Source organism: Sphingomonas desiccabilis (assembly GCF_004135605.1).
GTDB lineage: Bacteria > Pseudomonadota > Alphaproteobacteria > Sphingomonadales > Sphingomonadaceae > Sphingomonas > Sphingomonas desiccabilis.
Window position 1 is genome coordinate 1,084,399 of the sequence record NZ_SDPT01000001.1, and the last position, 20,885, is coordinate 1,105,283.

Annotated in this window: 17 protein-coding genes, 2 tRNA genes and 1 riboswitch; of the genes, 10 read left to right on the forward strand and 9 right to left on the reverse strand. The window is 67.5% G+C overall.

Annotated features, from left to right (window positions below; translation table 11 throughout):
* Positions 1–75 precede the first annotated feature (75 nt).
* From EO081_RS05205 to EO081_RS05215, 3 genes are all read right to left on the reverse strand, one after another.
* Positions 76–843: an SDR family NAD(P)-dependent oxidoreductase gene (locus EO081_RS05205; RefSeq protein WP_129340824.1), complete on the reverse strand. Its 768-nt coding sequence runs from the start codon at positions 841–843 to the stop codon at positions 76–78.
* Between the two features lie 89 nt (positions 844–932).
* Positions 933–1,997 carry a threonine aldolase family protein gene (locus EO081_RS05210; protein WP_129340825.1) on the reverse strand — a complete coding sequence of 355 codons (1,065 nt, stop codon included), beginning with the start codon at positions 1,995–1,997 and terminating at the stop codon, positions 933–935.
* 42 nt (positions 1,998–2,039) lie between these two features.
* Positions 2,040–2,150: riboswitch (SAM-I-IV-variant riboswitch) on the reverse strand.
* A gap of 348 nt (positions 2,151–2,498) precedes the next feature.
* Entirely contained in the window at positions 2,499–3,311 is an 813-nt protein-coding gene (locus EO081_RS05215; RefSeq protein WP_129340826.1) for a ferredoxin--NADP reductase, read from the reverse strand.
* 158 nt (positions 3,312–3,469) lie between these two features.
* Between EO081_RS05215 and uvrB the strand changes: the two genes are divergently transcribed.
* On the forward strand, positions 3,470–5,662 hold the full coding sequence (gene uvrB, locus EO081_RS05220) for an excinuclease ABC subunit UvrB (protein WP_129340827.1): 2,193 nt from the start codon (positions 3,470–3,472) through the stop codon (positions 5,660–5,662).
* 64 nt (positions 5,663–5,726) lie between these two features.
* On the opposite strand, the gene EO081_RS05225 is transcribed toward uvrB, so the two are convergent.
* Complete coding sequence (locus tag EO081_RS05225; RefSeq protein ID WP_165284513.1) at positions 5,727–6,392, reverse strand: DUF2490 domain-containing protein; 666 nt, start codon at positions 6,390–6,392, stop codon at positions 5,727–5,729.
* A 181-nt stretch (positions 6,393–6,573) separates the two neighbouring features.
* Between EO081_RS05225 and EO081_RS05230 the strand changes: the two genes are divergently transcribed.
* Entirely contained in the window at positions 6,574–8,400 is a 1,827-nt protein-coding gene (locus EO081_RS05230) for a DUF885 domain-containing protein (protein ID WP_129340829.1), read from the forward strand.
* A gap of 516 nt (positions 8,401–8,916) precedes the next feature.
* Entirely contained in the window at positions 8,917–11,931 is a 3,015-nt protein-coding gene (locus EO081_RS05235) for a TonB-dependent receptor plug domain-containing protein (RefSeq protein ID WP_240697545.1), read from the forward strand.
* A 135-nt stretch (positions 11,932–12,066) separates the two neighbouring features.
* Here EO081_RS05235 and EO081_RS05240 read toward each other — a convergent pair whose 3' ends face one another.
* Positions 12,067–12,762, reverse strand: a complete 696-nt coding sequence (locus tag EO081_RS05240; RefSeq protein ID WP_129340831.1) for an HAD family hydrolase — start codon at positions 12,760–12,762, stop codon at positions 12,067–12,069.
* A gap of 136 nt (positions 12,763–12,898) precedes the next feature.
* On the opposite strand from EO081_RS05240, the gene EO081_RS05245 reads away from it, so the two are divergent.
* The 5 genes from EO081_RS05245 to EO081_RS05265 all read left to right on the forward strand — a co-directional run bounded on the left by EO081_RS05245 (position 12,899) and on the right by EO081_RS05265 (position 16,015).
* The gene (locus tag EO081_RS05245) at positions 12,899–13,420 is read left to right on the forward strand and encodes a hypothetical protein (protein WP_129340832.1); all 522 of its coding nucleotides are present in this window, start codon (positions 12,899–12,901) and stop codon (positions 13,418–13,420) included.
* Positions 13,417–13,956 carry a hypothetical protein gene (locus tag EO081_RS05250; RefSeq protein ID WP_165284515.1) on the forward strand — a complete coding sequence of 180 codons (540 nt, stop codon included), beginning with the start codon at positions 13,417–13,419 and terminating at the stop codon, positions 13,954–13,956. Before EO081_RS05245 ends, EO081_RS05250 begins: the two co-directional genes overlap by 4 nt.
* 452 nt (positions 13,957–14,408) lie before the next feature.
* Positions 14,409–15,626 carry an AI-2E family transporter gene (locus EO081_RS05255; RefSeq protein ID WP_129341447.1) on the forward strand — a complete coding sequence of 406 codons (1,218 nt, stop codon included), beginning with the start codon at positions 14,409–14,411 and terminating at the stop codon, positions 15,624–15,626.
* Positions 15,627–15,647: 21 nt separating this feature from the next.
* Positions 15,648–15,724 (forward strand) — tRNA-Asp (locus EO081_RS05260).
* A gap of 214 nt (positions 15,725–15,938) precedes the next feature.
* Positions 15,939–16,015: transfer RNA gene (locus EO081_RS05265), tRNA-Asp, on the forward strand.
* Positions 16,016–16,249: 234 nt separating this feature from the next.
* Here EO081_RS05265 and EO081_RS05270 read toward each other — a convergent pair.
* From EO081_RS05270 to EO081_RS05285, 4 genes are all read right to left on the reverse strand, one after another.
* Positions 16,250–16,459, reverse strand: a complete 210-nt coding sequence (locus EO081_RS05270) for a DUF2842 domain-containing protein (RefSeq protein ID WP_129340834.1) — start codon at positions 16,457–16,459, stop codon at positions 16,250–16,252.
* Positions 16,459–17,013, reverse strand: coding sequence for a 5-formyltetrahydrofolate cyclo-ligase (locus EO081_RS05275; RefSeq protein ID WP_129340835.1), 555 nt, complete (start codon positions 17,011–17,013; stop codon positions 16,459–16,461). Before EO081_RS05275 ends, EO081_RS05270 begins: the two co-directional genes overlap by 1 nt.
* Before the next feature lie 180 nt (positions 17,014–17,193).
* Positions 17,194–17,544 carry a cell division protein ZapA gene (locus EO081_RS05280; protein WP_129340836.1) on the reverse strand — a complete coding sequence of 117 codons (351 nt, stop codon included), beginning with the start codon at positions 17,542–17,544 and terminating at the stop codon, positions 17,194–17,196.
* Positions 17,544–17,732 (reverse strand): hypothetical protein, encoded by a 189-nt coding sequence (locus EO081_RS05285; protein ID WP_129340837.1) that lies wholly within the window; start codon positions 17,730–17,732, stop codon positions 17,544–17,546. Before EO081_RS05285 ends, EO081_RS05280 begins: the two co-directional genes overlap by 1 nt.
* Before the next feature lie 125 nt (positions 17,733–17,857).
* Here EO081_RS05285 and tkt point away from each other — a divergent pair, with 125 nt between their 5' ends.
* On the forward strand, positions 17,858–19,825 hold the full coding sequence (gene tkt, locus EO081_RS05290; protein ID WP_129340838.1) for a transketolase: 1,968 nt from the start codon (positions 17,858–17,860) through the stop codon (positions 19,823–19,825).
* 50 nt (positions 19,826–19,875) lie between these two features.
* Positions 19,876–20,883: a type I glyceraldehyde-3-phosphate dehydrogenase gene (gene gap, locus EO081_RS05295; protein WP_129340839.1), complete on the forward strand. Its 1,008-nt coding sequence runs from the start codon at positions 19,876–19,878 to the stop codon at positions 20,881–20,883.
* Positions 20,884–20,885: the final 2 nt, after the last annotated feature.

Sequence of the window (20,885 nt, forward strand, 5' to 3'; positions counted from 1 at the left end):
AGCAGAACAACGGCTGTTGCTGCGTGAAACCCTGGGCTCCTGCCTGCGCAGGAGCACTCCGGGGCAGGGTGCCGCTCACCTCGACGCGTGCAGCCCGCCGTCGATCGCGTGGTACGCGCCGTTGATGTACCCTGCCGCGTCCGAGGCGAGGAACGCCACCAGCTGCGCCACCTCTTCCGCCCGGCCATAGCGCCTGGCGGGCAGCGCCTTTGCACGTTCGGCTTCCGAACCCTTGCTGCCCTCGTCGAGCGAGTCCATCATCCGACTGTGGATCGGACCGGGGTTGATGCAGTTCACCCGGATGTTCTTGTCGGCGACTTCCATCGCCGCCACGCGGGTCAGCCCCAGCACCGCATGCTTGCTGGCGTTGTAGGCGGACGTTCCCGGCGATCCGCTCAGCCCGGCGACGCTGGACGAGTTGACGATCGCGCCCGCGCCCTGTTCCAGCATCACCGGCAGCACGTACTTGAGCCCCAGGAACACGCCGTCGACGTTGACGGCGAACACCTTCTTGAACGCATCGAACGGATAGTCGCCGATCGGCTTCACCGGCCCTTCGATTCCGGCGTTGTTGAAGAACACGTCGATCCGGCCGCCGAACGCCCGCTTCGCTTCCTCGACATAGTTGCGGACGGAGGCTTCGTTGCTCACGTCCGCTTCCACGATGGCCAGGGCGTCGGCGGCAATCCGCTCCCTCAGCGGGCCGAAGTCGGCGCCGGGAATGTCCACCGCCACGATCTTCGCGCCGCGTTCCGCCATCAGCACCGCGGTCTCGAGACCGATGGCACCCGCGGCGCCGGTGATGATCGCGACCTTGTCTTCGAAGCTGCGCGCGTCCGTCATGTCCTGACCTCGTCAGTTGAAAACCACGTCTCTGGAATGGGCGGCCGCGCAGCGCGGTTCCGCGGAACGCAGCGTTTCGCCGGGGCGGGTCAGGCTGCGAGGGTCACGCCAGCCTGCGCCTCCTGCACCGCCGCGCGCAGGTCGCCCGCCAGCGCATCGACCCGCGCCGGGTCCGCATCCCACGCGAACATGAACCGCGCGCCGCCGCCGATGAAGGTGTAGAAGCGCCAGCCGCGGGCGCGCAGTCCCTCCAGCACCGGCTCGGGTGCCCGCAGGAACACCGCATTGGCCTCGACCGGGAACATCGGCTCGATGCCCGGCAGGTCGGCGATCGCGGTGGCCAGGCGGCGGGCGCAGTCGTTGCCGTGCGCCGCGTTGCTCAGCCACACGCCGCTCTCCAGCATCCCCACCCAGGGTGCGGCCAGGAAGCGCATCTTGGAGGCGAGCTGCCCCGCCTGCTTGCAGCGATAGTCGAAGTCGACGGCGAGCGCGTGGTCGAAGAACAGGATCGCCTCGCCGGCGGCCATGCCGTTCTTGGTGCCGCCGAAGCACAGCACGTCGACGCCCGAGCGCCACGTCATCTCGGCCGGCGAGCAGCCGAGGGCCGCGCACGCGTTGGCGAAGCGCGCCCCGTCCATGTGCAGGCGCAGGCCCAGCTCACGGCAGATCGCCGACAGCGCCCGGATCTCGTCCAGCGAATAGACCTGGCCCGTCTCGGTCGGCTGGGTGATCGTCACCGCGCGCGGCTTGGGAAAGTGGATGTCGGAGCGCCCGGTCGCCAGCGCGCGCACCGCCTCGGGCGTCAGCTTGCCGCCCTCGGTCTGCGCCACCAGCAGCTTGGAGCCGTTGGAGAAGAATTCGGGCGCGCCGCACTCGTCGGTCTCGACGTGGGCGGAGGAGGAGCAGATCACGCTATGGTAGGACTGGCACAGCGCCGCCAGCGCCAGCGAGTTGGCGGCGGTGCCGTTGAACGCGAAGAACACCTCGCAGTCCGTCTCGAACAGCGTGCGGAACGAGTCGGAGGCGCGCTGCGTCCACGGGTCCTCGCCATAGGCGGGCACGTAGCCGCGGTTTGCCTCGTCCATCGCCGCCCATGCCGCGGGACAAATGCCGGCGTAGTTGTCGCTGGCGAACTGCTGGGGTTCCTGGGTCATGCCTTTGTCGTACCTCGTTGGAGAGTCGGTGCGACGTGTGGCTTGGGTCCCGTGGTTTGCCGACCGGCCACATCCCTTCCCGCGAAGCGCGAAGGCACCACCTTGCTCGGGAGCAGGTTGGTGTCGGGGTCGCCCCGACTCTCGATGCTGGCGCGCCTCTAGCAAGCTCGCTGCGCTGCGGCAAGATGGGGGAGGGAGAGGCGCAACGTTGCCCCAAACGCCACCCGTACCCCGGCGGAGGCCGGGGCTCAGTTGGGAAGGTGCCAGTGAGGGAGCGCGACCTAACATCCGCCTTCCAACTGGACCCCGGCCTTCGCCGGGGTACATCAAGGGTGGACAGGACTGATTGTGAGAGGCCTCGCGCGAGCCTCTACCGCCCCACCTCGTGCTCCCGCGCAGCCGGGAGCCCAGGGTATCGGCGCTACCGGATGTTCCGCTGCTTGGCCTTGGGCTCCTGCCTCCGCAGGAGCGCGGTGGAGGGAAGGCGAAGTCTCGTTCAGATCAATCGACGAACGCGCGCTCGATCACGAACTGGCCCGGCGCCGCGTTCGATCCCTCGACGAAGCCCATGCCCTCCAGCATCGCGGCGAAGTCGCGGATCATCGCCATGCTGCCGCACAGCATGATGCGGTCGGTTTCCGGATCGAGCTTCTTGGGGCCCTGCACCGGCTCGCCGAACAGCGCGGCGCTTTCGATCAGGTCGTTGATGCGGCCGGTGTTGCGGAACGCCTCGCGCGTGACCGTCGGGATATAGTGGAACTGCGCCTGCGCCTCGTCCGCCACCAGCGGATCGTCCGCCAGCCGCGACGCCAGCTCGTCATGATAGGCGAGGTCGCTCACCTGGCGCACCGAATGCACCAGGATCACCTGATCGAACATCGAATAGACGTCCGGGTCGCGCGCGAGGCTCAGGAACGGCGCCAGGCCGGTGCCGGTCGAGAAGAAGAACAGCCGCTTGCCGCCGGTCAGCGCGTCGGTCACCAGCGTGCCGGTCGGCTTCTTGCCCAGATACACTTCGTCGCCGGGCTGGATCAGCTGGAGCTTGGAGGTGAGGGGGCCGTCCTCGACCTTGATCGACAGGAACTCCAGCTCCTCGGCATAATGCGGGCTGGCGATCGAATAGGCACGCATGATCGGCTTGGTGTCGCCGGGCAGGCCGATCATCACGAACTCGCCCGAACGGAAGCGGAAGCTCGACGGGCGCTCGACTGCGAAGGAGAACAGCCGGTCGTTCCAATGGCGCACCCACAGCACCTTGGCGTTCAGGAACGCCTTGGATTCCGGGATGAGCACGGGTTCGCGGACGTCGGTCATGCACTTCTTCCTTCAGCCGCGTCTGGACAGGCGCGGTTCGTCTTGCCTGGGCTTGTTGCGAGGGCATCGCACTATGGGCTGCACGGCGCCCGGTCAACCAAAGCAAAGCTTGTGCCCCGCGTTGCCGCTGCTTCACCGCACCCCCATATTGGCGACTTATGGCGATCCAGATCCGCACCAGCCTTGCCGAGCCGGAAACCGGCCCCTCCTTCGTGCCCCACCGGCCGGCACGCCCGCCCAAGGTGGAGGGCGGCAAGACCTTCAAGCTCGTCTCGGAATACGAAGCGTCGGGCGACCAGCCGACCGCCATCGCCGAGCTGGTGGCCGCGGCCCAGGCGGGCGAGCGCGACCAGGTGCTGCTGGGCGTCACCGGCTCGGGCAAGACCTTCACCATGGCCAAGACGATCGAGGCGCTGCAACGCCCCGCGCTGATCCTGGCGCCGAACAAGATCCTCGCCGCCCAGCTCTACGGCGAGTTCAAGAGCTTCTTCCCCGACAATGCGGTCGAGTATTTCGTCAGCTACTACGACTATTACCAGCCCGAGGCCTATGTGCCGCGGTCGGACACCTACATCGAGAAGGAAAGCTCGGTGAACGAGGCGATCGACCGCATGCGCCACTCCGCCACGCGCTCGCTGCTGGAGCGCGACGACGTCATCATCGTCGCCTCGGTATCGTGCCTCTACGGCATCGGCTCGGTCGAGACCTATTCGGCGATGATCTTCGACCTCAAGAAGGGGCAGGTGGTCGACCAGCGCGAGATCGTGCGCAAGCTGGTCGCGCTCCAGTACAAGCGCAACGACGCCGCCTTCCAGCGCGGCGCCTTTCGCGTGCGCGGCGACAGCCTGGAGCTGTTCCCCTCGCACTATGAGGACAGCGCCTGGCGGATCACCTTCTTCGGCGACGAGATCGAGGCGATCACCGAGTTCGATCCGCTGACCGGCAAGAAGGTCGCCGAGCTCAACTCCGTGCGCGTCTACGCCAACTCGCACTATGTGACGCCCGGCCCCACGCTCAAGCAGGCGAGCGAGGCGATCAAGCACGAGCTCGCCGAGCGGCTGAAGGAGCTGCATGCCGAGGGCAAGCTGCTCGAAGCCCAGCGGCTGGAGCAGCGCACCAACTTCGACCTGGAGATGATCGCCGCGACCGGGAGCTGCGCCGGCATCGAGAACTACTCGCGCTTCCTCACCGGCCGCCTGCCGGGCGAGCCGCCGCCCACGCTGTTCGAGTATCTTCCCGAAAACGCGCTGCTGTTCGTGGACGAGAGCCACCAGACGATCGGCCAGGTCAACGGCATGGCGCGGGGCGACCACCGGCGGAAGATCACGCTCGCGGAGTACGGCTTTCGTCTGCCGTCGTGCATCGACAACCGGCCGCTGCGCTTCAACGAATGGGACGCGATGCGCCCGCAGACCGTCTGCGTCTCCGCGACGCCGGGCGGCTGGGAGCTGGAGCAGACCGGCGGCGTGTTCTCCGAACAGGTCATCCGCCCCACCGGCCTCATCGACCCGCCGATCGAGATCAAGCCGGTCGAGGAACAGGTCGACGACCTGATCCACGAGGCGAAGAAGACCGCGGAGGCCGGCTATCGCACGCTGGTGACGACCCTCACCAAGCGCATGGCCGAGGACCTGACCGAGTTCATGCACGAGGCGGGTCTGAAGGTCCGCTACATGCACTCCGACGTCGAGACGCTGGAGCGCATCGAGCTGATCCGCGACCTGCGCATGGGCGTGTACGACGTGCTGGTCGGCATCAACCTGCTGCGCGAGGGGCTCGACATTCCCGAATGCGGGCTGGTCGCGATCCTCGACGCGGACAAGGAAGGCTTCCTGCGTTCGGAGACGTCGCTGATCCAGACGATCGGTCGCGCCGCGCGCAACGTCGAGGGCCGCGTGATCCTCTATGCCGATCGCATGACCGGCAGCATGGAGCGCGCGATCGCCGAAACCGACCGCCGCCGCGAAAAGCAAAAAGCGTACAACCTCGAACACGGCATCACGCCGACCACGATCAAGCGCAACATCGGCGACATCATCGCCCATGTCGCGTCCAAGGATCAGGTTACGGTCGAGATCGACGACGAACGGCCGCACATGGTCGGCCACAACCTGCGCTCCTACATCGAGAGCCTGGAAAAGAAGATGCGGGAGGCCGCCGCGAACCTGGAGTTCGAGGAAGCCGGCCGCCTGCGCGACGAGATCCGCAGCCTGGAGAACGAGGAACTCGGGCTGCCTGCGGCCGAGCACAAGGCGCCGGTGATGGGCCGCTCGAACGAGGGCAAGCCCGGCACCCGCAAGACGCGCTACGGCAAGCAGCAGAAGACCCGCATGAGCCACCGGCGGGCGTAGCCGGGTCGCGGCGCGGGAGCGGGCGGTGCGCAGGCGACGCCATGGCCGCGCGCCCGCCTTCTCGTCAGAACGTCACGTACAGAGCCGTCATCAGCCCGTGCTCCATGACGTCCGGGTCCTCGTCGTTGAAGCGATACTGGTTCATGTAGCCGAGCTGTGCGCTGAGGTTCTTCGTGACCGGCACGGTGGCGATGGCCCAGTTGCGCATCCGCTCATGCCCCCGGTCCTGGAAGCCGGTGCTGTTGAGGTTGAAGTAGCTTTCGTGCGCCAGCCGCAGTTTGACGTCGCGATAGACGGGCAGGGTATAGGTGATCTCCGGCCGAACCCGGTGCCCCATCTCGCTGTCGTCACTCCGGAAACGCTGCTCCAGGCGAACGCGACCCGCCAGCTGACCTGAACCCAGCTTTGCGATCGCGAACCCGATCTGCTGGCGCGGCCGCCATTCGGTGCTCTGCACCCTGCCGTCGCGGGGCCGGACCACGCGGTTCAGCCCGCCCGTCAGGGTGACCCCGGTCGCGACCTGGACCGTGAGTGCGGCGAGATATTGGCTCTCGTACAGCTCGCCGCTGTTGTCGCTGAACCGCTGGTTGGTCTCCAGCTCCAGCTTGAGCCCTTCGCGCAATTCGGTGGAGGCGTTCGCGGTCAGCCAGAGTTGCGCATCGTGCTCCTGCGCCGCCGCCGGAGTGGCAGCGGTCGCCAACGCAAGCGCCAGGACAACGGAAAAACGCAATTCGGGCCTCCTGCCGATCTCGGCGACTGCTCCTCTGCGCCGAAAGCGTTTCGCGGACAATGAGAATGAACCGGGCTGCGACGCGACTGCGCGGGGCTGGCGCGGTCTCCGTACGCGGGCGCTTGCCTCGGCCGGCACGGTGCTGCATCCCTGCAACACAGTTGTATTTGGGGGGATCCACTTGCGCGTTCGACTTCTCGCCGCTTCGGCCGCGGCGCTTCTGGCAGGCTGCGCCACGACGGCGCCGCCTGCCCCTTCCTCGCCTGCCGCTGCCGCGCCCGAGGCGGCTTCGGCGGATGCCGCCACGGCCCTCCACGCGCTGTTCAAGCAGAGCGACGAGGACAATCTGCGCCGCAATCCGCTCAACGCGCTGTTCCGGGGCGACATGCGCTATGCCGATCAGCTCGGCGACATGATCAGCGACGCCTATTTCGACGCGGAGCGGGCGGCCGGCGAGAAGGACCTGGCGGCGCTGCGGCGCATCGATCGCGCGGCGCTCTCGCCCACCGACCAGCTCGCCTATGACGTGTTCCGGTGGCAGACGGAGCTCGGGTTGCGTGCGCTCGGCCCCGATGTCCTGCCGCTGTCGGTCGTGCGTCCGATCGACCATTTCACGGGCATCCACACCTTCTACCCCGATCTTGCCTCGGGCCAGAGCGCGGCGCCGTTCAAGACGGTGAAGGACTATCGCGACAGCATCAGCCGCCACCACCGCTATGCGCAGATCCTTGACGCGTCGATCGGCCGCTTCCGCCAGGGGATGGCGGCCGGCGTCGTCCAGCCCAAGCTAGTCGTGCGCAACGTCATCGACCAGCTCGACCTGCAGCTGGCGCAGGGCGTCGAGGGCTCGACCTTCTACGCACCGCTGAAGGCGTTCCCGGCCGACATCTCCGCCGCCGACCAGGCGCAGCTGCGCACCGACACCGCGGCCGTGATCCGCGACGAGATCCGCCCGGCCTATCAGCGCCTGCGCGACTTCCTGGCCAGGGAATATCTCCCCGCCGCGCGCGAGGGCGTCGGCCTCGTCCACATGAAGGGCGGGCCAAAGCTCTACGCCTTCCTGATCGAACAGAACACGACGCTGCCGCTCTCCGCGGACGAAGTCCACACCCTTGGCCTCAGCGAAGTGGCGCGCATCCACCGTGAGATGGAGGCGGTGAAGACGCAGGTCGGCTTCAAGGGCACGCTTCCGGCCTTCTTCGAATTCCTGCGCACCGCTCCGAAGTTCCGTCCCGCCAGTAAGCAGGCGCTGCGCGACGAATATTATGCGATCGGCAAGCGGGTCGACGCGCGCGTCGGCGAGATCTTCTCCACCCTTCCCAAGACCGCGCTCGAGATCCGCCCGGTGCCGGACTATCGCGAAAAGACCGACGCCGGCGGCTCCTACATGCAGGGCGCACCGGACGGATCGCGGCCGGGCACCTTCTACTACAACACCTACGACCTGCCCTCCCGCTCCACCTGGGGGCAGGAGACGCTCTACCTCCACGAGGGCGCGCCCGGGCATCACTTCCAGATCAGCCTCGCGCAGGAGAATGCCGGGCTTCCCAATTTCATGCGGTTCGGCGGCAACACCGCCTATGTCGAGGGCTGGGCGCTCTATGCCGAAACGCTGTGGGACGAACTCGGCATGGAAACCGATCCCTATCAGCGCTTCGGCGGCTTGAACGACGAGATGCTGCGCGCGATGCGGCTGGTCGTCGACAGCGGCATCCACGCCAAGGGTTGGACCCGCGACCAGGCGATCAAGTACATGCTCGACAACAGCTCGATGGGCCGCACCGACGCGACCAGCGAAGTCGAGCGCTACATCGCGATGCCGGGCCAGGCGCTCTCCTACAAGATCGGCCAGCTCAAGATCCTGGAACTGCGCGCCAGGGCCGAGCGGGCGCTGGGTGCGAAGTTCGACCTCAAGGAGTTCCACACCCAGGTGCTGATGACCGGTTCCCTGCCGATGAACATCCTGGAGCAGAAGATCGACCGCTGGATCGCCGCCAAGCGCGGTTGAGCCACGCCTCCCGGTGCGGGATCGGCAACGGCGCTGCCGTGGTGCCGGCCCCGCACCGGCGCCGCCGCCGGGCTAGGCGATCGCGTCGATCCACCCCGGCAGTTCGGCAAGGCTTCGCAACTGGCGGAAGCGCGGGTGCTCGGTGGGCAGCTGCGCGTGCCTCCCGCGGGATGAACATCGTCCAAGTCAGTGACGACGTTGGATCCACTTAACCGGTCGTCGGAGCCACCATGGCAGGTAGCGAAAGATTGGATAGATCGCCGACGCGCTTGAAAAATCTCTCTTCTCACATCTACCGAAAACTCTTCCCTGAAACTTTATTGCGTGGACCGAGGGTGGACTATACGACTGTTGCGCAAGTGCCGCTGCAATGTGGCATATGTGTCACGCTGTCAGAAAAGGTTCATGCTCCGCCCAAGTTCGGCTTGTGCAGACCCCCTGTAGAACTTCTTATGCCTTGGTTTGAAGCTCTTAGAGCGTAGAGCAACGGGGGTTATTTTAGTGAGGTCTTACCACTTGTACGCCGCTGCAGCCTTGCTGCCGCTCGCCATCGCTTCCGCTGCGCCTGCATTCGCGCAATCGGCCGTCAGCCCGGATCCGACCCAGGTTCCCGAAGACGCGCAGAACCCGGAGTCCCCGCGTGCGGACCAGGGCAGCGCCGCGGCGCCGGGGGAGATTACCGTCACCGGCTCGCGCATTCGTCGCGACGAGTTCTCGGTTGCAGAGCCGCTGACCGTCATCGGCCGCGAAGAGATCACGCAGGCGGGCTTCGCGAGCGCCGCCGACGCGCTACAGAGCGCTGCGGTGACGCAGGGTGCTTCGCAGATCAACAACACCTATGGCGGCTTTGTCACCGACGGCGGCACCGGCGCGAACACGATCGGCCTTCGCGGCCTCGGGCCGTCGCGCACGCTGACGCTGCTCAATGGCCGCCGTCTCGCGCCTGGCGGTACCCGCGGTTCGCTGCTGGCTGCCGACCTCAACGTCCTGCCGAACGCGCTGATCGAGCGCATCGAGGTGCTGAAGGCCGGCGCTTCGTCCGTCTATGGTTCGGACGCGGTTGCGGGCGTCGTGAACATCATCACCGACAATGCTCTGCGCGGCCTTGAGCTCGATATGCAGACGAACGTGCCGGAAGTCGGTGCCGGCCTCGACCGTCGTATCAGCGCCTCCTTCGGCTTCCAAACTGATCGCCTCAGTGTCGTCGGCTCGGTCGAATACCGCAAGCGTGACGCGATCGCCCGGAACGATGTTTCGTTCTTCAACTGCCCGGTGGGCGGGTTCCTGAACGGTGAGGACTCGGAGTTCGGCTCGGCCGATCCGTACCCGGTTGGTGACCGCCGCAACTGCTTCACCATCGACAACGGTGGCGTGACCATCAATACGCTTGGCCTCCCCACCCGTGATGCGATCGGCCGCACCAGCGGCACGCTCGGTCGCTTCAACCGTTTCGTCCCAGCACCGGGCGTGACCACCGGTCCGTTCCCCGGCTACCTGGGCGTCGGCACCTACGATCGCGATACGTTCGATCCCCGGCAGGAAGAGGAGCCGCTGGTCACTGGTCAGAAGACCTACACCGGTTATCTCTCCGCGACTTACAAGCTGAACGCCCTGGGCGATGCGGAAGTGTACGGAGAGCTGCTGGCGACCCGTCGCAAGTCTTCGTCGCCCTTGTACCGCCAGCTGTCGCTCGACTATCTGCAGGGCAGTCCGCTGCTTCCCGCCGATCTCCGGGACGGCCTCTTCGCCAATCCGACGGAAACCTCGAGCGGCCAGAACATCGCCGCGCGTGCGTTCATTGGTTACGGACTGACCTCGTCGAACCAGACGGTGGATTATGTCCGCGCGTCCGGCGGGATCCGCGGCGACTTCTTCTTCCCGGAATGGCGCTATGACGCCTATGTCGGTAAGTCTTGGAACGACGGCACCTATGAGGCGGAGTCGTTCCTGACCGACCGTCTCGCCAATTCGCTGAACGTTGTGGCGAACGGGGACGGATCGTTCAGCTGCGCGAGCCTCGCCTCGAACCCGAACTGCGTCGCGGCTCCTGCGCTGAGCGCCGCGGTCATCGGCGGCAATCTTCCTGCGGAGTTCCGGAACTACATCGTCGCCAACACCATCGGTAAGACGCAGTTCCGCGAAACGACCTATGCGTTCAGCATCGACGGTCCCCTGTTCGCGCTGCCTGGTGGCGACGTTCAGCTGGCCCTTGGCGTCGAGCACCGCCGTCAGAGCATCAATGATCAACCCGACCCCAACTCGGTCAACGGCAACCTGTTCGGCCTGACCGCTGCCACCCCGACGGTCGGCAAGGACAACGTCAAGGAAGCGTTCGGCGAGCTGTTCGTGCCGCTGTTGGCTGACAAGCCGTTCTTCTACCGCCTGAACTTCACCGGTTCGGCGCGGTACACGGACTATGCGTCTTACGGATCCGACTGGACCTACAAGATCGCGGCAGAGTGGGAGCCGTTCCGCGGCCTCGGCTTCCGGGGCAGCTATGGCACGTCCTATCGCGCTCCGGCGCTTGCGGAACAGTTCCTTGGAGCCACCAGCGGCTTCCTGAGCAGCAACAGCGATCCCTGCAGTGCACTGCCGGCGCCTGGCGAGCAGTCGCCTGTCGAGCAGACCGTTGCCCGCAACTGCGCCTCCGTCGGCTTGCCGGCCGACTTCGAGCAGCGCAACAGCGTTCGGGTCTTCCGCGTCGGCGGTGCCGAGGCGGGCCTGAGTGCAGAGACGTCGACGAATTGGACCGTGGGTGCGGTCGTTCGTCCGCCGCTGCCGGAGTCGATCGGATCGCTGTCGCTGTCGCTCGACTATTTCGACATCAAGGTCGAAAACGGCGTGTCGGATCTCGCCGGCGGCACGATCCTCAATCGCTGCTACGAAGCGCAGAACTTCGATCCGACGGCCGGCCTCTGTCGGTTCGTCGAGCGTGACAGCAACAACGCTCTGATCGTCACGAGCAGCTTCGTGAACCTTTCCGAGAACATCGTGAAGGGGTTCGAGTTCAACGGTCGCTATGCGCGGGACCTCTTCGGTGGTCGCTTCATCCTGAACGCGGGCATCACCAAGTACACCGAACAGTCGACCCGCCTGTTCCCGGAGGAGTTCCTCGCGGACAACAACGGCGTGCTGGGTTCGCCTGACTGGGTCGGGAACTTCGATGCGACTTACCGTATCGGCGGCGTGACCATCCGCTACGGCCTCGACTGGATCGATGGCGACAAGGACAAGACGTACGAGTATCTGGCGTTCGATAACCTGACCGGTATCACCGATCCGGCGGACGTGCAGTCCTTCCGCGACGAATACTACTTGGAGGTGGACGACTACTTCCTCCACTCGCTCTCTGCACAGTTCAACGTGCAGAAGCGCTTCCAGTTCACGGTCGGCGTGCGGAACCTGCTCGACACGAAGCCGCCGCGGGTCACTGCGTCTCCGTACTTTACGGTGATCGGGAACGCACCGCTGTATTCCGGCTACGACTATGTTGGTCGGTCGTTCTTCGCGAACGCCAACATCAAATTCTGATCGTAGACCTCTTCGATCAACGAATGGCCCCGAGAGATCGGGGCCATTCTCGTTTGGAGGAAGATATTCGTCTCGGCCGGCGGCCGTCGAGTGCTCGTGGGCGGCCCGGCGTCACGGCGCGTGTCGTGGGTGGCGCTACGCCAACCTATCAATCCACTCCGGCAACTCCGCGAGCCCTCGCAGCTGGCGGAAGCGCGGGTGCCCGGCCGGTAGCGGTGCGTGCTCGTGGGACCAGGCGCCCTCCTGGGGGATGAACGCCGCCCAGGCGCCGGCTTCCAGCGCCGGGTTGATGTCGGACCGCAGCGAATCGCCTGCCATCACCGCCTCCTCCGGCGCGACACCTTCCTTCTGGAACAGTCGCCGGAAGGTGTCGGCCGTCTTGTCGCTCACGATCTCGATCCCGCTGAACCGGGCGCCGAGCCCCGATGCGGCAAGCTTCGCCTCCTGGTGGAGCAGGTCGCCCTTGGTCACCAGCACCAGCCGGCCGCGCTCCGCGAGCCGTTCGAGTGTGTCGGCGATTCCTTCGAACAGCTCGACGGGGTGGGACAGAAGCGCGCGTCCCGCCGCCAGGATGTCGGCGATCAACGCCTTGGGCAGCGGGTCGTCGGCCAGCTCGATCGCCGTCTCGATCATCGACAGCGTGAAGCCCTTGGCCCCATAGCCATAGAGCTTCAGGTTGCGCGCCTCGCAGGCGTTCAATCGCTCGCGGGCGATGTCGCGAGCCGCGAACGGCGCGATCAGCGCGAGCAGCGCCTCTTCGGTCGCGTTGAAGTGGCGCATGTTGTGCCACAGCGTGTCGTCGGCATCGAGGCAGATGAGCTTGATCGTCATGGCCTTCGGATAGCCCAACCGGGCCGGCGCACGCCATGCACCAATAGGGGCCGATCCGCGTCTGCGGCGAACCGCTCGCCGCGCGGCGGAGGGACGGGTGGTTGAGCCGCCTGCCGGCTTCCCCCATAAGCCGGGCATGCGTCGCGTCGTCCTCATCCTGCCCCTGCTGGTCCTGACCCAGTGCGTCCGCCCCTCCGAACCGCCGCCGGCGCCTCCGCCGCCTGCGCCCGTCGCCGCTGCGCCCGTGGTGCCGGCGACACCGCCGCCGGTCGGCGACTGGCGCGACTGGCCGGTCACCCGCGGCGACTGGCGCTATGCGCAGGACGGGCAGGGCGCCGTCGCCTCCTTCGGCGCGCCCGGCACCGCGCCCGTGTTGACGCTGCGCTGCGATCGCGCGCGCCGCCAGGTGACGCTCACCCGCACGGGTGCCGCTGCGCCCGGCGCCGCGCTGACGATCCGCACCTCCAGCACCGCGCGGACGCTTCCCGTGACGGCGGGCGCAGGCACGGTCGCCGCCGCGCTTCCCGCGCAAGATCCGTTGCTCGATGCCATGGGCTTCAGCCGCGGCCGCTTCATCGTGGAGCTGCCGGGCCAGGCGCCGCTGGTGGTGCCTGCCTGGGCCGAAGTGCTGCGCCTGACGGAGGATTGCCGCGGGTGATGCGGTGGCGGCCGGGGCTGCTCGCGCTTGCGCTTGCGGGCTGTTCCGGCGAGCAGCCGGCACCTGCGCCCAGCGCCACGCCGCAGCCCGCTGCCACATCCACGCCTGCGCCTGCCCCGATCGACGTGGGCGCGCTGGCGCCGGGCGAATTGCCCGCGCCCGAACTGGCCGGCGTCGCGCCTGCCGCGGGCCAATGGCACACGGGCAAGGGTAGCGCCCGCTTCGTCGACGCGGGTGGGACGGGCGCCTTTGCGCTCCGCTGCGACTCCGCACGCCGCGAGCTCGTCCTCCTGCGCAGCGGCACCGCCGATGGAGGCGCCATGCTGCGGGTCGTGACCGGGATGGCCGCGGCGTCCTATCCGGTGGTCGCAAGCGGCCGCAGGGTGGAGGCACGCGCCGGCATCGACGATCGCTTCCTCGCCGCGCTGCAGAAGGTGAAGGGCACGATCGGCGTGTCGCTGGGGGAGGGGCAGGTCCTTGCCGTTCCGGCCGATCCCGCGATCGCTGCGGTGATAAGCTTCTGTCGCGGCCGCTGATCCGGGCAGGCGGAAGAAGTTCGTGGAATCTGCCGCGCATTACAAGACTTGTTTGCAGGTGCGCCGTGTCACACATTCGGGTCGTGATCGCAGCAGCGGTCACGCTCTAGCTCAACTAGCGAAAGGAGGTGATCCGATGTCTCATGGTTCAGCAATGGGGTCGGTTCAGTTCGTTCGGGAGACGCGCCGCTAAACGGCGGCCCGGTCTCAGGACCGGGCGTCGCGACGCGGTTCGCATGGTCTCCCGGGCTGGAGCTTCCGGCCGCTGACCATGCTTGAGGTCGTCGGGCCCCTGCGGGGGCTCGGCGACCTCTTTCATATCTGGCGTGTGCGTTGAGCGGGACGGGATTACACCGACCGGGAAAGCCGCTAGGGTGCGGACGAAAGGACCTCCGCACTTGGATCATTTCGGTATCGCCGAGTCAGTTCGCGCCCCTTCTTCCGCCGCGGCCGTGGTCGAACCGGCGTTGCCCGAACCGGCGGAGGGCGCCCCCAAGGAAGAGCTGCGCCGCGACCGCCTGCTCGCCGCGCTCACCCTGATCGCCGGGGCGGGTCTGGTCCTCGCCCTGCCGTTCGCGCTGAAGGCAGGGTCGCGCTTCTTCCTGCCGCTCACCGCCGCCATCGTCATCGCGATCGCGCTGGTGCCGCTGCTCGAGTGGCTGGAGCGCCGCCGCCTTCCGGCGCCGCTCGCGGCATTCGCCTGCGTGCTCTTGTTCCTGGTCGTCGCCAACGGCGCGATCGCCTCGATCGTGCTGCCCGCCTGGGGCTGGGCGGAGATTCTGCCCGAGCGCATCGATCGCGTGCAGCAGAACATCGCGCCGCTGATCGACTTCTATTCGAACCTGGAGCGGTTCGTGAACGAGCTGCTCGCCAACGTCGCCAACACGCCGGTGCGCCAGACGGGGGCCACGGCCGAGCGTCCGGCCTCGCTGCTCGATTTCACCGCCAGCACGGCGCCCTCCGCCCTGATCGAGATGTTCTTCGCGATCCTGGTGATCTACTTCTTTCTCGCAGGCTGGACGCGGCTCCGGCGCTCGGCGATCACCAGCCGCACCAGCTTCGGTGGTGCCATGGCGACGGCGCGGGTGATCCAGGACGTGGTCGACTTCACCTCCGCCTATCTGGGCACCATCTCCTTCATCAACCTCACGCTCGGGCTGCTGGTGGCCGGCGCCCTGTGGTTCGTGGGGATGCCCACGCCGCTCATGTGGGGCGGCATCGTCGCCGTGCTCAACTACATCCCCTATTTCGGCCCGATTCTGTCGGCGGCGTTGCTGGCGCTGGGCGGGCTCATGACCTTCACGGACGTCTGGTGGGCGCTGCTGCCGGCCGCGATCATGGTCGGGGCGCATCTGGTGGAGGCGAACGTCGTCACACCGCTGATCGTCGGCCATCGCCTGACCATCAGCCCGCTCATGATCCTGGTGGCGCTCAGCTTCTGGGGATGGGTGTGGGGGACGCCCGGCGCGCTCTTGGCGGTGCCGCTGCTCATCATCATCCAGACGGTCGTCAGGGCGGCCGGCAAGCCCGATATCGCGGGCTTCCTGTTCGAGCACGGCACGCTGGTGAACGACGTGGCGCCGCCCGGCACCCCGGTTCAGGCCGGGAACGCGCCGGCCGGTGAAAAAGCCGACGGCAAGGCGGTTGACAGGTCCGGGCCCCTCGCTTAGAGGCCGCCTCCTCGCAAGCGAGCGGGTGTAGCTCAGTTGGTTAGAGCGCCGGCCTGTCACGCCGGAGGTCGCGGGTTCGAGCCCCGTCACTCGCGCCATTGCAGCGGTTTTCGAGAACCGCCGATGGCTAATCCGCCGCTTGCGAAACTCCCCTGGAAAATCGCCATATCGACCCCACAGGCACTCGCCTGCACGCGGCATTGCGCCCCTTCGATACGCTTCCGAAACTTTTTTACGAAAATCGCGAAATCGGCCGATTCTGGCTTTGACAGGCCCGGACAGCTCGCCTAGAGCCCGCCTCCTCGCAAGCGAGCGGGTGTAGCTCAGTTGGTTAGAGCGCCGGCCTGTCACGCCGGAGGTCGCGGGTTCGAGCCCCGTCACTCGCGCCATTGCAGCGGTTTTGAAGAACCGCCGATGGCAGGATCCGCCGCTTGCGAGCCCTTCCACATCGACGATCTGCCGGACGCCACGGACAGCGAACGTCAGTACCTCAACATTGTACCCCGGCGAAGGCCGGGGCCCAGTCGGGGGACCGGCTGGGTAGGGCAGCGCGCGGTCTCAGGAGGGGTTGCAACTGGACCCCGGACGTCGCCGGGGTATGCGGGTATGCAATCAGGCCACCCTCAGCGCCGCCAGCGCCCGGTCTCCATCCACCGCAACGCCGGCTTCAGCGGCGCGATCCACGCGACCCCGGCGACGCCATAGACCAGCATCTGCACCAGTGCGGGCAGGGCGCCGATCCAGGGCGACAGGCTCGCCACCGCGACCAGCCAGAACAGGATGAACGCCAGGATGCCCAGCATCCCCACGGGTTTGCGCCAGGTCGGTTGCATCAACGTTGCTCCGGCAGGTGCAGCGCCTGCTCTGTGAGGAGGGCGTGCAGCGGCACGTCCCAGGGATCGGCGGGCAGCTCGGGCACCTGCTGCACCGACCAGGCGAGCCCCAGCCGCCACGCGCCCCCATGCTGCGCGAAAGCCCGGTCGTAGAAGCCGGCTCCCTGGCCCAGCCGGTTGAGCTTCGAATCGAACCCCACCAGCGGCGTCAGGATCACGTCCGGCACCACTGCGGGCGCGCTGCGCGGCGGCTGGCGAAGGCCGAGCGGCCCCGCCTCGATCGCGGTGTCCGCGTCCCAGCGCAGGAACTCCATCGGGGTCGCGCGATCCGCCACCCAGGCGAGCGCCAGCACGCAGCCGGCGTCCCGCGCGGCGTCGACCAGCGGGGCAGGGTCCGCCTCGCTTCCGACCGGCAGGTAGCTGGCAACCACCACCCCCGGCGCCAGCCGCGTTCGCAGCAGGTCGGGGACGGCCAGCCGCGGGCGGCTCTGGACGAAGAAGGCGTCGCGCGCGGCGCGCAGCTGGGCGCGCAGGGCTTTTTTGTCGAGCGTCATCGGGGGAAGCGGGTGGCGGGACCGCCGTGGCCGTTGGCCGCGATATCCACTGACGCCCAGTACGTCAGGTGGGGACCATGTACGTCAGACCAGGATCTGCGCAGGGACAGCCCCCATGGATGATGAATAGCCTCAGGGATAATGAAGGCTCGTACCGGGCAGTGCCCGCCGGGGACCAACTTAGGCGACGTGGCCGTGATCCTCAAGGGCTGCCGCGACGGCTTCCAGTCGTTCGGCGATTTCGTCGAGCAGATCCTGCGGCAGCTCCGGTTCCCGCGCCGGTACTGGCGGCTCGGCCGCAGGGGCGGCGGCCGGGGCGGCAGGGGTGCGGTCGCGCTCGTCGAGCTCGTCCGCCAGCATCAGCGCGATCAGCAGCAGCGTCCGCTCCGCCGAGGTTCCGGCCGAAGCCCGCATCGCTGCCGGCGCATGTCGTTGCAGCCGCTCGACCAGCGCCAGCAGGTGCGGCTCCTCGCCGTCTCGGCAGGCGACGCTGTGGGAGCGATTCGCGACGGTGAAGCTGACCTGCGCCATCAGCTGTCGCTCCGGCCCGCGATCACGTGGTCCAGCGCGGTGATCGCCTCCGCCATGCTCGCCCGCAGCGCCGCATGCCGGCGCTCGAGCGATTCGGCTGCCGCGGCGCGGGCGCGTGCCGCTGCCTCGATCCGCTGGAGTGCGGCATCGATGCGGGCGAGGCCTGGGTTCGCTTCGGGCTGGTCCATGGTCCCCGGATAGGAGGGGCGAACCGCCGCGGCAAGCACGGCTCGCCGGTTGACGAAGGCGGGTCGCCGCCCCAAAGGCGGGCATGCGCGGTCAAGGGGGACCGCGCCTGTCACAAGGATGACTCATGGCCGCCTCGGATACCCTGCTCGCCAACGCGATTCGTGCGCTTGCGATGGATGCGGTGGAGGCCGCCAACTCCGGTCATCCGGGCATGCCGATGGGCATGGCGGACGTCGCCACGGTGTTGTGGACCCGCTACCTCAAGTTCGATGCCGCCGACCCCAAGTGGCCGGACCGCGACCGCTTCGTGCTGTCGGCCGGCCATGGCTCGATGCTGATCTACGCGCTGCTGCACCTGACCGGCCACGCGCGTCCGACCATCGACGACATCAAGAACTTCCGCCAGCTGCACAGCCCGTGCGCCGGCCACCCCGAGAATTTCGAGCTGCCGGGCATCGAGACCACCACCGGTCCGCTCGGCCAGGGCCTCGCAACCGCGGTCGGTCTTGCGCTCGCCGAGCGCCACCTCAACGCCACCTTCGGCGACGACCTGGTCGACCACCGTACCTGGGTGATCGCCGGCGACGGCTGCCTGATGGAGGGGATCAACCACGAGGCGATCGGCCTCGCCGGTCATCTCGGCCTCGGGCGCATGATCGTGCTGTGGGACGACAACCGCATCACCATCGACGGCGCGGTCGAGCTGTCGTCGAGCGAGAACATCGCCGCGCGCTATGCCGCGACCGGCTGGCACACCGTCGCCTGCGACGGCCATGATCCCGCCGACATCTGCCGCGCGCTCGACGAGGCGATCGCCGATCCACGCCCGTCGCTGGTCGCCTGCCGCACCATCATCGGCAAGGGCGCACCCGGCAAGGAGGGCACCAGCGCCGTCCACGGCGCCGCGCTCGGCCCGGACATCGTCGCCAAGACCCGCCTCGCCATGGGCTGGGAGCCCGAGGCGTTCGAGGTGCCGGAGGAGATCGCCGAGACCTGGGCCGCTGCCGGCGTCCGCAGCCGCGACGTGCGCCTCGCCTGGGAGGCACGCTGCGACGCCGACGCGCAGGGGGCGACCTTCCGCCGCCGCATGTCAGGCGAGCTGACCGAGGGCTTCACGCTCAAGCCCTACCTCGACGGCCTGCTCGCCAATCCGCAGAAGCTCGCGACCCGCAAGGCGTCGGAACTGGTGCTCGGCACCATCACCGAGCAGCTGCCCGAGACCGTCGGCGGCTCGGCCGACCTCACCGGCTCGAACAACACCAAGACCAAGGCGCTGCAGCCGCTCAACCGCAACGACTATGCCGGCCGCTATGTCTACTATGGCATCCGCGAGTTCGGCATGGCCGCGGCGATGAACGGCCTGGCGCTGCACGGTGGCATCGTCCCGTTTGGCGGCACCTTCCTGGTGTTCGCGGACTATGCCCGCCCGGCGATCCGCCTGTCGGCGCTCCAGAACGCACGCGTCATCTACGTCATGACGCACGACTCCATCGGCCTGGGCGAGGATGGCCCGACCCACCAGCCTATCGAGCACCTCAACAGCCTGCGCCTGATCCCCAACCTCGACGTCTACCGCCCGTGCGACACGATCGAGACCGCGGAGTGCTGGGAATTGTCGCTCCAGGATGCGACCGGCCCGTCGCTCCTCGCGCTGTCGCGTCAGAACTTGCCGCAGCTGCGCACCGACGCCTCGGAGAACCTCTGCGCCAAGGGTGCCTACCGCCTGGTCGCGGCCGAGGCGCCGCGCCGCGTGGTGCTCGTCGCCACCGGCTCGGAAGTCGAACTCGCAGTTTCTGCCCGCGCGCAGCTTGAAGCGAAGGGCATCGGTGCCGATGTGGTGTCCATGCCCTGCTGGTCGCGCTTCGACGCACAGCCTGCCGACTATCGTCGCGATGTGCTGCCCAAGGACGCCCTGATCGTCTCGATCGAGGCCGGCACCACCATGGGCTGGGAACGCTATACCGGGCTCGACGGCCTGCGCTTCGGCATCGACCGGTTCGGCGCCTCCGGCCCGGCACCCAAGCTCTACGATTATTTTGGACTGACTGCGGACGCGATCGCCACCAAGGTTGCGGCTGCGCTCGAGAATTGAGGCCTGCGGCGACGCGGGCATTGGACCATCCAAGTGAAAGGATCGGCAACATGACGAAGGTAGCGATCAACGGGTTCGGGCGCATCGGCCGCCTGGTGGCGCGGGCCATTCTGGAGCGCCCCGATTGCGGCCTCGAACTGGTCACCATCAACGACCTGTCCGACGCGAAGTCGAACGCCTGGCTGTTCAGCCGTGACAGCGTGCACGGCCGCTATCCGGGTGAAGTCTCGGCCGACGGCAACGACCTCGTGATCGACGGCAAGCGCATCAAGGTGACCGCAGAGCGCGACCCCGCGAACCTGCCGCACGGCGAAAACGGCGTCGATCTGGTGCTGGAGTGCACCGGCTTCTTCACCGACCGTGCGAGCGCGCAGAAGCACATCGATGCCGGCGCCAAGAAGGTGCTGATCTCGGCACCGGGCAAGAACGTCGACCTGACGGTCGTCTACGGCGTAAATCACGACAAGCTGGAGGCCGGCCACACGATCGTCTCCAACGCATCGTGCACCACCAACTGCCTGGCGCCGGTTGCCAAGGTGCTGAACGACTCGATCGGCATCGAGCGTGGCCTGATGACCACGATCCACGCCTATACCAACGACCAGAAGATCCTGGACCAGATCCACAAGGACCTGCGCCGCGCGCGTGCGGCCGCCATGTCGATCATCCCGACGACCACGGGCGCTGCCCGCGCGGTGGGTGAGGTGCTTCCGGAGCTCAAGGGCAAGCTCGACGGTTCGTCGGTGCGCGTGCCGGTGCCGGACGGCAGCCTGATCGACCTGACCTTCACGCCGAAGCGCGACACGACCAAGGACGAGGTCAACGCCATCCTCAAGGCGGCGTCCGAAGACGGCCCGCTCAAGGGCATCCTGGTCTATTCGGACGAGCCGCTCGTCTCGATCGACATCGTCCACACGCCGGCATCCTCGACCGTCGACAGCCTGGAGACGGCGGTGATCGACGGCAAGCTGGTGCGCGTCGTCAGCTGGTACGACAACGAGTGGGGCTTCTCCAACCGCATGGTCGACACCGCCTGCGCGATGGCCAAGTTCGGCTGATG

What these genes read in the sequence shown, in the direction of transcription:
- EO081_RS05245 (WP_129340832.1), top strand. Translation starts at nt 12,899, where the DNA reads ATGCGTCGCGTCGTCCTCATCCTGCCCCTGCTGGTCCTGACCCAGTGC.
- gap (WP_129340839.1), top strand. Translation starts at nt 19,876, where the DNA reads ATGACGAAGGTAGCGATCAACGGGTTCGGGCGCATCGGCCGCCTGGTG.
- EO081_RS05285 (WP_129340837.1), bottom strand. Translation starts at nt 17,732, where the DNA reads ATGGACCAGCCCGAAGCGAACCCAGGCCTCGCCCGCATCGATGCCGCA.
- EO081_RS05210 (WP_129340825.1), bottom strand. Translation starts at nt 1,997, where the DNA reads ATGACCCAGGAACCCCAGCAGTTCGCCAGCGACAACTACGCCGGCATT.
- EO081_RS05240 (WP_129340831.1), bottom strand. Translation starts at nt 12,762, where the DNA reads ATGACGATCAAGCTCATCTGCCTCGATGCCGACGACACGCTGTGGCAC.
- EO081_RS05270 (WP_129340834.1), bottom strand. Translation starts at nt 16,459, where the DNA reads ATGCAACCGACCTGGCGCAAACCCGTGGGGATGCTGGGCATCCTGGCG.
- EO081_RS05205 (WP_129340824.1), bottom strand. Translation starts at nt 843, where the DNA reads ATGACGGACGCGCGCAGCTTCGAAGACAAGGTCGCGATCATCACCGGC.
- tkt (WP_129340838.1), top strand. Translation starts at nt 17,858, where the DNA reads ATGGCCGCCTCGGATACCCTGCTCGCCAACGCGATTCGTGCGCTTGCG.
- uvrB (WP_129340827.1), top strand. Translation starts at nt 3,470, where the DNA reads ATGGCGATCCAGATCCGCACCAGCCTTGCCGAGCCGGAAACCGGCCCC.
- EO081_RS05280 (WP_129340836.1), bottom strand. Translation starts at nt 17,544, where the DNA reads ATGGCGCAGGTCAGCTTCACCGTCGCGAATCGCTCCCACAGCGTCGCC.
- EO081_RS05275 (WP_129340835.1), bottom strand. Translation starts at nt 17,013, where the DNA reads ATGACGCTCGACAAAAAAGCCCTGCGCGCCCAGCTGCGCGCCGCGCGC.
- EO081_RS05215 (WP_129340826.1), bottom strand. Translation starts at nt 3,311, where the DNA reads ATGACCGACGTCCGCGAACCCGTGCTCATCCCGGAATCCAAGGCGTTC.